Source organism: Methylobacterium sp. FW306-05-D, from assembly GCF_058782155.1.
The window spans coordinates 1-9,335 of sequence record NZ_JBYSXL010000115.1 but is presented as its reverse complement, the minus strand read 5'-3'; the positions used below and the strand labels follow the sequence as shown (position 1 = coordinate 9,335).

General features: G+C 72.0%; 10 protein-coding genes. 4 read left to right on the top strand and 6 right to left on the bottom strand.

Annotated elements, in window-relative coordinates:
- The first annotated feature begins 129 nt into the window (after positions 1–129).
- From AC3WLN_RS22675 to AC3WLN_RS22665, 3 genes are all read left to right on the top strand, one after another.
- Positions 130–2,211: an NAD(+) synthase gene (locus tag AC3WLN_RS22675; RefSeq protein WP_492485052.1), complete on the top strand. Its 2,082-nt coding sequence runs from the start codon at positions 130–132 to the stop codon at positions 2,209–2,211.
- A 66-nt stretch (positions 2,212–2,277) separates the two neighbouring features.
- On the top strand, positions 2,278–2,505 hold the full coding sequence (locus tag AC3WLN_RS22670; protein WP_463777723.1) for a hypothetical protein: 228 nt from the start codon (positions 2,278–2,280) through the stop codon (positions 2,503–2,505).
- A gap of 160 nt (positions 2,506–2,665) precedes the next feature.
- Complete coding sequence (locus AC3WLN_RS22665) at positions 2,666–3,070, top strand: PilZ domain-containing protein (protein WP_492485050.1); 405 nt, start codon at positions 2,666–2,668, stop codon at positions 3,068–3,070.
- A 1-nt stretch (position 3,071) separates the two neighbouring features.
- Here the strand turns inward: AC3WLN_RS22665 and AC3WLN_RS22660 are convergent, their stop codons facing one another.
- Positions 3,072–3,521: an HIT family protein gene (locus AC3WLN_RS22660; RefSeq protein WP_492485054.1), complete on the bottom strand. Its 450-nt coding sequence runs from the start codon at positions 3,519–3,521 to the stop codon at positions 3,072–3,074.
- 277 nt (positions 3,522–3,798) lie between these two features.
- On the opposite strand from AC3WLN_RS22660, the gene AC3WLN_RS22655 reads away from it, so the two are divergent.
- The gene (locus AC3WLN_RS22655; RefSeq protein ID WP_492485048.1) at positions 3,799–4,782 is read left to right on the top strand and encodes a cation diffusion facilitator family transporter; all 984 of its coding nucleotides are present in this window, start codon (positions 3,799–3,801) and stop codon (positions 4,780–4,782) included.
- A 133-nt stretch (positions 4,783–4,915) separates the two neighbouring features.
- On the opposite strand, the gene AC3WLN_RS22650 is transcribed toward AC3WLN_RS22655, so the two are convergent.
- From AC3WLN_RS22650 to AC3WLN_RS22630, 5 genes are all read right to left on the bottom strand, one after another.
- Positions 4,916–6,064 (bottom strand): hypothetical protein, encoded by a 1,149-nt coding sequence (locus AC3WLN_RS22650; RefSeq protein WP_492485046.1) that lies wholly within the window; start codon positions 6,062–6,064, stop codon positions 4,916–4,918.
- A 72-nt stretch (positions 6,065–6,136) separates the two neighbouring features.
- Positions 6,137–7,183: a hypothetical protein gene (locus tag AC3WLN_RS22645; RefSeq protein WP_492485044.1), complete on the bottom strand. Its 1,047-nt coding sequence runs from the start codon at positions 7,181–7,183 to the stop codon at positions 6,137–6,139.
- Positions 7,184–7,329: 146 nt separating this feature from the next.
- Positions 7,330–7,557, bottom strand: a complete 228-nt coding sequence (locus tag AC3WLN_RS22640; RefSeq protein WP_492485042.1) for a hypothetical protein — start codon at positions 7,555–7,557, stop codon at positions 7,330–7,332.
- 218 nt (positions 7,558–7,775) lie between these two features.
- On the bottom strand, positions 7,776–8,471 hold the full coding sequence (locus AC3WLN_RS22635; RefSeq protein ID WP_492485040.1) for a sigma-70 family RNA polymerase sigma factor: 696 nt from the start codon (positions 8,469–8,471) through the stop codon (positions 7,776–7,778).
- Between the two features lie 330 nt (positions 8,472–8,801).
- Positions 8,802–9,302, bottom strand: a complete 501-nt coding sequence (locus tag AC3WLN_RS22630; RefSeq protein ID WP_463777747.1) for a glutathione peroxidase — start codon at positions 9,300–9,302, stop codon at positions 8,802–8,804.
- Positions 9,303–9,335 lie beyond the last annotated feature (33 nt).

Sequence of the window (9,335 nt, the reverse complement as noted above, 5' to 3'; positions counted from 1 at the left end):
CCCGCATCGAGCCCTCCGAACCCGGAGCCCCCTCGCCCCGGCCTGCTCGGGCCGCCGCTTAACCCTGGCGCTGGAGGCGGATGGCGCCAGGGGCTAAGGTCCCGGTGCGACCAGCCCGGAGCCCCGCCCTTGCCCAATCCCTCGGCGACCACGCCCGCCCCGGCCGATCCCGGCTTCCGCTCGCTCTACCGGCACGGCTTCGCCCGGGTCGCCGCCTGCACCACCCGCAGCCATCCGGCCGACCCCGCCCGCAACGCGGACGGCATCCTCGCCCTCGCCCGGTCCTGCGACGGCGCCGGGGTCGCCGTGGCGGTGTTCCCGGAGCTCTGCGTCTCGGCCTACGCCATCGAGGACCTGTTCCTGCAGGTGACGGTGCTGGACGCGGTGGAGGCGGCCGTCGCACGCCTCGTCACGGATTCGGCCGCGCTCCAGCCCGTCCTCGTCGTGGGCGCACCCCTGCGCTGGGGCCACAGGCTCTACAACTGCGCCCTGGCCATCCACCGCGGCCGCCTCCTGGGGGTGGTCCCGAAGAGCTTCCTGCCGACCTACCGGGAGTTCTACGAGAAGCGCCACTTCGCCTCCGGCGCCGGGATCGCGGGCGAGACCATCCGGGTCGCCGGCCTGGAGGCGCCCTTCGGCACCGACCTCCTGTTCGCCGCCGCGGACATCCCCGACCTCGTCCTCGGCATCGAGGTCTGCGAGGACCTCTGGGTGCCCGCCTCCCCCGGCACCGACGCGGCGCTCGCCGGCGCCACCGTGCTCGCCAACCTGTCGGGCAGCCCGATCACGGTGGGCCGGGCGGAATCCCGGGCGATGCTGTCGCGTGCCGCCTCGATGCGCTGCCTCTGCGCCTACGTCTACGCCGCCGCCGGCGCCGGCGAATCCACCACCGACCTGTCCTGGGACGGGCAGACCAGCATCGACGAGAACGGGGTGCGCCTCGCCGAGGGACCGCGCTTCTCGCCCGAGCCCGTGATGACCCTGGCCGACATCGACCTCGGCCGCCTCGCCCAGGAGCGGCTCCAGATGGGCAGCTTCGACGATTCGGGGCGGGCCGCGCCGCCGAGGGCCCCCTATCGCCGGGTGTCCTTCCGGCTCGATCCGCCGGCCGGCGACCTCGGCCTGCGGCGCAGGGTCGAGCGCTTCCCCTTCGTGCCCGCCGATCCGGCCCGCCTCGCCCAGGATTGCTACGAGGCCTACAACATCCAGGTGGCGGGCCTCGCCCAGCGCCTGGAGGCGACGGGGACGCGGAAGGTCGTCATCGGCGTCTCCGGCGGCCTCGATTCCACCCACGCCCTCATCGTGGCGGCCAAGGCCATGGACCGGCTCGGCCTCCCGCGAGAGAACATCCTGGCCTATACCCTGCCGGGCTTCGCCACCTCGGCGGGCACCAAGGCCAACGCCCACGCCCTGATGCGGGCGCTCGGCACCACCGCCCGCGAGATCGACATCCGCGAGGCCGCCACCGTGATGCTCAAGGGCATGGACCACCCGTTCGGGCGCGGCGAGCCGGTCTACGACGTCACCTTCGAGAACGTGCAGGCGGGCCTGCGCACCGACTACCTGTTCCGGCTCGCCAACCAGAACGGCGCCCTCGTCATCGGCACCGGCGACCTGTCGGAGCTGGCGCTGGGCTGGTGCACCTACGGCGTCGGCGACCAGATGAGCCATTACGGCGTCAATGCCGGCGTGCCCAAGACCCTGATCCAGCACCTGATCCGCTGGGTCATCGGCTCGGGCCAGTTCGCGCCCGAGGTCGGCACGACCCTGGCGGCGATCCTCGACACTGAGATCTCGCCCGAACTGGTACCCGTGGCGGCGGGCGAGACCCCGCAGAGCACGCAAGGCGTGATCGGCCCCTACGCCCTGCAGGACTTCACCCTGTTCTACACCCTGCGCTACGGCTTCCCGCCCTCGAAGATCGCCTTCCTGGCGCTCCATGCCTGGGGGAATGCGGACGCCGGAGCCTGGCCGCCGGACTTCCCCGAATCCGAGCGCGGCGCCTACGACCTGCCCGAGATCCGGCGCTGGCTCGGCGTGTTCCTCAAGCGTTTCTTCGGCTTCAGCCAGTTCAAGCGCTCGGCCCTGCCCAACGGGCCGAAGGTCTCGGCCGGCGGGGCGCTGTCGCCGCGCGGGGACTGGCGTGCGCCCTCCGACGGCAGCGCCGAGCCCTGGCTGGCGGAGCTCGCCCGCAACGTTCCGGAGACCTGATCGACACAGTGCTGTCCGATTGCCTGCTTAGGGCGTAGCTTGGGTGGGCGAATCGGAGATTGACCGATGCAGAATTACAACGTTTTCTGCCTCAGGAGCGTCGAGGGCCTGTGCTGCGCCGTGCCGGAGAGCCGCGCCGTGCCGCCCTTCCTCGGAAACGGTCGCTGGGCCTTCGGCGGCAAGCTCGCGACGGCCGGCGACGCCCCCGCCGATTTCGACGACCGCGCGGCCGAGACCGCCGTGCGCTTCAACGGCTTCTACCTATTCCAGACCATGGACAGCCGCTTCCACTGAGGCCCGCGGCGCTCCCGCCCGGAAGGCTCGCGGCGCCTGCCCGCTCACGCATCGCGGCGATCATTCCTTAAGGGCGCCGTGCCAGGGTGGCGCCCGATGGGTCCGGGGTCGGAGCCGGGCCGATGACGGAAGACGCGGCAGCATGCCGGAGCGGGACAGCATGTCGGAGCATCGCAGGGAATCGCGCCTGAGGACCTTCCTCAAGGGGCGGATCATCTTCAACAAGGGCGCCTCGACCATGGACTGCCTGGTGCGGGACCTGTCCCCCTCCGGCGCCCGCCTGGCCCTCACCGAGACCTCGACGCTGCCCGAGAGTTTCGACCTCTACATCCCGCAGAAGGACCGGACCTACCGCGCCTCCCTGTGCTGGCGCCGGGCGGACGGCATCGGCATCACCTTCGTGGACGAGGCGGCGCCGGCGCCCGTGCCCGCCGCGGCGGCCCCGCCCCCGGCGGACGACGCCGCCTCGATGCTCGCCCTGGTGCGCCGGATCAGCGAACTCGAGGCCGAGAACGCCGCCCTGCGCCGGCTCCTCGCCAGCCTGCCGGTGAGCGGCGCCGCCTGACTCAGCCCGCCGCGAGCGCCGACCGGATGCGCGCGGCGTGCTCGGCCAGCACCGCCCGGTCGGCCATGCCGCCGCCGTGGCGCTGCAGCGGGACGCCCTCGAAGCGCGGCACGATGTGGACGTGGAGGTGGAACACCGTCTGCCCGCCCGCCGGCTCGTTGTACTGGAACACCGTCAGGCCCTCGGCCGCGAAGGCCGCCTTCACCGCGCGGGCGACCCGCTGCACCGTCCGCGCCAGGGCGGCGAGGGAATCCGGGTCGGCGTCGAGGAGGCCGCGGGCCGGGGCCTTGGGGATCACCAGGGTGTGGCCGTCCCCTTGCGGCATCACGTCCATGAAGGCGAGGGTGTCGGCATCCTCGTAGACCCGCTCGGCCGGGATCTCCCCGCGCAGGATCTTCGCGAAGATGTTGTCGGGGTCGTAGGCGGGCGTTGGAGCGAGGGTCTGGGGCATGTCCGTCACGGCGGCCGGCTCCGGGTCTGGCGGGTGCGATCGGCGCGCACGATGCACAGACCGGCGCGCCGCGTCCACCTCGGGCGGGATCGATCCGGCCCCCGTGCCGGACGCTGCACGAACGCGGCGCGCGAATCATCCGGAGGCGGCGAACCTTCCGGGTGCCCTGCGCGTTGCCTGCGCTTTGCCCCCCAACGGCGACGCTTGACCCGCGACGCTTGGTCGGACGCGCGGTCGAAGGCGACGCCCGCTCCAGAGCCCGAGAGATCCCTGCCGCATGGCCCACGAGAGCACCAGCGCCATCTACACCGCGGCGGGGGCCAACCTCGCGATCGCGGCGGCCAAGTTCGTCGGAGCCTTCCTCACTGGCAGCTCGGCGATGCTGGCCGAGGGCGTACACTCGGTGGTCGACACCACCAACCAGATCCTGCTCCTGATCGGCATGAAGCGCGCGCAGCGCCCCGCCACGGAGACGCACCCGTTCGGCTACGGCCGCGAGGTCTATTTCTATGCCTTCATCGTCGCGCTGTTCATCTTCCTCGGCGGCGGCGCCTTCGCGGTCTACGAGGGCATCCACAAGCTCCAGCATCCCGAGCCCTCGGCCGATGCCGTGGTCTGGGGCTACCCCGTCTCGGGCTTCTGGGTGAACGTGGCGATCCTGGGCTTCTCGGTGATGGCCGAGGGCTATTCCTGCTTCGTGGCCATGAAGGCGTTCTGGGCCGAGAAGGGCAGCCGCCCGCCGCTCGCCGCCATCCGGCGGAGCAAGGACCCGGCCCTGTTCACCGTGCTGGCCGAGGACGTCGCCGCCCTGATGGGCCTCGTGGTGGCGCTGGCCGGCGTGGTCCTGGCCCGGGTCCTCGACATGCCGGCCCTCGACGGCTGGTCCTCCATCGGCATCGGCCTGATCCTGATCGGGATGGCGGCGTTCCTGATGGTCGAGACGCACGGCCTCCTCATCGGCGAGGCCGCCGATCCCGAGCTGGTGGCGGCGATCCGCGCCGTGGTGCGCGACGAGGCGGGGGTGCACCACGTCAACACCGTGCTGACCCAGCACCTCGGCCCCGCCGACGTCCTCGTCAATGTCAGCCTCGACATGGACGACAGCCTGACCGCCGGCCAGATCGAGGCCATGGTCGCCCGGGTCGAGGCCCGGCTGAAGGCCCGCAGCCCCGACGTGACGCGGGTGTTCATCGAGGTCCAGTCCCGGGCCGTCCCGGCCCCCGACGCGCTGGGCGCCGCCCCGGCCTCCGCCAACGCCTGAGACGGCGCGCCCGCGCGATCGGTGTCCGTCGGAGCCGGCCGTGCCGGGCGATGACGGACGAGTCCCGATTTCCCCCGCAGGCCCGCCCGGCACGCCCCGCCCCACGATGCGTCGGGACCGGCGCGGCGGATCGTCAGGAGAACCGGTGCGTGACCGCGCGCGCCTGGTCGAGCATGCGCCGCAGGGGCGAGGGCCTGACGGCGGGGGGCTCGCCGGGGAGGGGCACCGGCCCCTCGTGCAGCGCGCCGCCCCAGGAATAGAACCGGTCCGCGCTCGTCCCGATCATCCCGAGCCCGACGGGGGCCCGTTCCGCGCTGGGACGGAAGCGGCCCGAGGCCCAGACCCGCTGCCAGCGCTCGCGGATCGTCAGGTCGGCATCCTGGTTGCCCGTGACGGCGTTGCCCGCGGCCGCGAGGATGCGGGAGGCCGCGCAATCCGTCGGAATCCAGACCCAGCTGGCGAAGGTGTAGATCGTCCCGGGGTCGAAGGCCGCCGGGTCGACCCCCTTGGTGAAGGAGGTCAGCAGCGCTTCGCGATCCTTGCCCTGGTGCTCGCGGAGCCTGTCGGAGAACGCCACCGGCGCCACCCGGCCGGCATGGAGATCCGCCTCCCGAAGCCCGTGCCGGGCCGCGTAGGCGCTGTCGCAGACCCGCACCCAGGGCTCCAGATCGACAGCGTAGGCGCGCTCCCGCGGCGAGAAGCGCCGCACGGTGCCCTCCAGCAGGTGCTCGGAGAGCCGGCGCACGGGCGTGGGCCGCCAGTCGGCGCCGTGCTCCACGACGCGCAGGACGGTCGACGGTCCGTGCGTCCGGATCGCCGCCGTGAGGTCCGCGAACGTCGCCTCCGTGTCCTCGGGGCCGAATTTCCGTACGAGGATCTTCGAGCCCTCGGCGAGCTCGGTCAGCATCCGGACCCGGAGATGGGCCACGCGCCCGTACTCCCTCTCGAGCAGGACCTCGGGATCGATGGCGCCGACCGCGTACCCGGTGTTGTTCCAGATCTCGTAGCGCCGGCTGGCGCAGTAATAGTGCCCCTCGGGCGTTTCGGAGAGGTGCAGGTCGCCGGGCGCGCCGTAGGCCGCGAAATCCGTCCGCAGCCCGTGGATCAGGGACTCGATCGGCGTGTAGGCGAAGCGCAGGAGGCCGGACGGCTCCGCTCCGCTGCAGCGCTGCACGAAGCCGAACTCGCAGTTCACCCCGAGGCTGCGGAACTCGCCCAGCCGTTCGACGAGACCGGGGACCGGCCTGCCCCCGGCACGGGGGGCCATCTGCGCTGACGACATGGCTCGCCTCACCGGACCTGTCCCGATCCCGCGGATCGGCCCAACCTCGTGGACGGTCCCGACGGGACCGCGTCAATCATTCCACACCCGCGTGACCGAATTCTCGACCGCGTCCGCGATGGCCTTGTCGAAGACGATCATCTCGGTGGCTTCCCGGATGCCGCGCAGGCGGCCCGCGAGGGCAAGGACCCCGTCCGGCACCGGCGGCCGGGTCACCGCCTTGGACTCGACGCCGATGCGGTCGAACAGGGTCGCGGTGAAGGCGTTGTAGCGGCTCGCATGCCCGACAACGTCGAGGCGCGCGAGGACCTCGATGGCGACGATCGAGTTTCCCGGGCCGAGATTGTCGTCCGGCATCCGGGTCCCGAGCTGGCGGGTCAGCGGATTGTAGAGCAGGCGGTAGGCCGGCTCCGGCAGCATGCGCAGGAAGCGCTTGATGCTCCTGGCATCGGCGAAGTCGTAATCGGCCGTGAAGGCGGCGCTCTCGGCCAGGGCCCCGTAGCGCCACCGGTTCGCCGGCTCGGCGGCGGAGGCCGCGCGGCTCTGCAGCCACAGGATACGGGTGGCCATCTCGATGTAGGGGTCCGAGACGAGCATCGCGGTCATGATGTTGCCGTCGGCGAAGAAGTGCTCGTAGCGGGGGACGCTGACGCCGCCCGACAGCAGGCAGGAGGTGAGGATCTTGTCGCCGAGGATGTTCGACAGGGTGTCGTCCGGCAGCTTGTGCAGGTTGAAGTAGGATTGCCGGAAATACGGGAACAGGGCGGCCTCGAGGCCGGCATCCTGATGGACGCTGGTGTTCAGCAGGATGATCCGCCGGCTGAGCACGCTGTCCTCGGGCATCCGGCGGTAGACCAGCACGTTGGTGTCCGAGTCGTAGAGGTCCAGGCGCGGCGTCCCGGCGAGCCCCGGCACCTCCGCCTCGGTGAGCTGGAAGATGCACTGGCCGGTCGAGTGCCAGCCCGCCTTGACGAATTCCTCGTGGCTTTCGCTGGCGGCCACCTCGGCGACGCGCCGCCCCCCGATGGCCACGACCACGCGGCTGATCGCCTGGGGATTGTCCGGGGCGATCCAGCCCCGGATCGAGTCGCCGGTGTCGTGATTGATCGAGAACCGCATTTATCCGACTCGGTGCTGGGCCCTGTGCCTGGCGGTCGCGCCCGGATCCGCCGGCGCGACTTATAGCGCATTCTCGCCGAAGCGAGGGCCTTCCCGTGCGGGCGGGTCGATCGGCGCAGGGCGCGGGGCGTGCCGGACGGGTCCGGTCAGACGAGCTCGAGTTCGAGGGCGACGTCGGTCAGGTAATAGGCGATGCGGCGGCGCGCCTCCGGGTCGGCGCAGGCGACGCTGAAGCCCACCGTCAGGGTCTGGCCGGCATAGAGGCGCAGGACCGATTCCGCCATCAGGGCTGCCTCGCGCTCGGCCCCGGCGGTCAGGACGCGACGCCCGTCGCGGGTCTCCAGGGTGACGCGGTAGGTCCGGGCGCTCATCATGGATCGATCCCTGCGATCGGTGGCGATGACATCGACGGAATGCCGCCCGCGGCGGAAGCAACGGCGAAATCGGCCGGACCGATCCATGCCGATCTGCGCCGCGATGCAGAGGTCGAACCGCCGCCGTCCGCGATCCGGACGATCTCGACGGCAAAAAGACCGGTCCCGGTCCGGGCGCGCGACTCTGCCGGGCGACTCGGCCGGGCGTCGGCGCAGGTTCACGAAGCCGCGCCGCGCGCCTCCATCCCGAGGGAGCCGATGAGGAAGGCCCGGGCCCGGCTGACCCGGCTCTTCATGGTGCCGACCTGGCAGCCGATCAGCTCCGCGGCGGCCTCGTAGGTCATGCCCTGCGCCGCGACCAGGATCAGGGCCTCGCGCTGGGCGGCCGGCAGCCGTCCGAGATGCTGCCAGACCCGGCGCAGGTCGCTGCTCGCCTCCTGCGCGGCCGGCGCGACGATCCGGGCGGCCATCGCCCCGTCCGCGTCCTCGACCTCGCGCTTCCGCTTGCGGCACTCGGTGTAGAACTGGTTGCGCAGGATGGTGCAGAGCCAGGCCTTCAGGTTGCTGCCGGGCTCGAAACGGTGGCGGTTCGCCCAGGCCTTGAGCAGGGTCTCCTGCACCAGGTCGTCGGCGGCATTGGGCGCGATGGCGAGCGACAGCGCGAAGGCGCGCAGGCCCGGCAGGGCCTCCAGCAGGCCGGCGCGAAACTCCGCGGCCGCGGCCGGTGGCGCCTCCAGCCGGTCGATCAGCGCGAGCAGGGCCGCCGGCTGATCCTCGGCGAGGATCGCGGCGTAGAAGGCCTTGAGTTCCGAGCCGAGATGCGCCCGCACCGCCTCGGGCATCGCCCGGCCCGGCAACGCCGTGATGCCAGCCTCCCCGTTCGCCGAGGCCCGTCGCCCGTGTCCTGCCGCCATGCCCGCTCCCCGCCCCCCTGGATCGCACGACATTCCGGGATGATCCGGCAATGCCTTCGGGAGTATTTGGCATACCAAGGCTGAACGCCGGCTAACGAACTCTTCACCGGATCGTCGAGTCGGCGCGCCTCTGGGTCGGCCATCCGGGTCCGGACGCGCCGCGGGACGGCGACGGGCGGCCCCGGCTTCTGTCGCCCTCCCTGTGTCGATTCAGGTGGTTCCTCGCCCTGTGGGATTTCCGCAGGACTTTCCTAACGCTGCCCGTCGATCGCGCCCGCCGGCTGGGGATAGCGCACCGGGTGTCCCGGCCGGCCCGCGATCTCGGGGCCCTCAAGGCGCCGGCGCGGGCTCCGCCAGGGCGGCCGCGACGGCGGCCTCCAGGGCCTCCGGCTTCGTCGAGGGGGCGTAGCGGGCGATCACCCGCCCGTCGCGCCCGATCAGGAACTTGGTGAAGTTCCACTTGATGGCGCGGCTGCCGAGGAGGCCGGGCTTCGCCTTGGTCAGATGGGCGAAGACCGGGTCGGCGGCGGGGCCGTTCACCGCGACCTTGGCGAGGACGGGGAAGCTGACGTCGTAGGTCAGGCTGCAGAACCGGGCGATCTCGGCCGCATCCCCCGGCTCCTGGGCGCCGAACTGGTTGCAGGGAAACCCCAGCACCACGAGGCCCTCGGCCCGGTGCTTCTGCGCCAGGGCCTCCAGCCCGGCATATTGCGGCGTGAACCCGCATTTCGAGGCGGTGTTGACGATCAGGATCACCTGTCCCCGGTGCTGGGCCAGGGGGTAGGGCGCCCCGTCGGCCGCCCTCGGGATCAGGTCGTGCAGGCTGTCCATGGCGGGGCGAACCGTGTGAGGGGCAAAGGGGGT

What these genes read in the sequence shown, in the direction of transcription:
- AC3WLN_RS22650 (WP_492485046.1), bottom strand. Translation starts at nt 6,064, where the DNA reads ATGTCGTCAGCGCAGATGGCCCCCCGTGCCGGGGGCAGGCCGGTCCCC.
- AC3WLN_RS22645 (WP_492485044.1), bottom strand. Translation starts at nt 7,183, where the DNA reads ATGCGGTTCTCGATCAATCACGACACCGGCGACTCGATCCGGGGCTGG.
- AC3WLN_RS22630 (WP_463777747.1), bottom strand. Translation starts at nt 9,302, where the DNA reads ATGGACAGCCTGCACGACCTGATCCCGAGGGCGGCCGACGGGGCGCCC.
- AC3WLN_RS22640 (WP_492485042.1), bottom strand. Translation starts at nt 7,557, where the DNA reads ATGATGAGCGCCCGGACCTACCGCGTCACCCTGGAGACCCGCGACGGG.
- AC3WLN_RS22655 (WP_492485048.1), top strand. Translation starts at nt 3,799, where the DNA reads ATGGCCCACGAGAGCACCAGCGCCATCTACACCGCGGCGGGGGCCAAC.
- AC3WLN_RS22665 (WP_492485050.1), top strand. Translation starts at nt 2,666, where the DNA reads ATGTCGGAGCATCGCAGGGAATCGCGCCTGAGGACCTTCCTCAAGGGG.
- AC3WLN_RS22635 (WP_492485040.1), bottom strand. Translation starts at nt 8,471, where the DNA reads ATGGCGGCAGGACACGGGCGACGGGCCTCGGCGAACGGGGAGGCTGGC.
- AC3WLN_RS22670 (WP_463777723.1), top strand. Translation starts at nt 2,278, where the DNA reads ATGCAGAATTACAACGTTTTCTGCCTCAGGAGCGTCGAGGGCCTGTGC.
- AC3WLN_RS22660 (WP_492485054.1), bottom strand. Translation starts at nt 3,521, where the DNA reads ATGCCCCAGACCCTCGCTCCAACGCCCGCCTACGACCCCGACAACATC.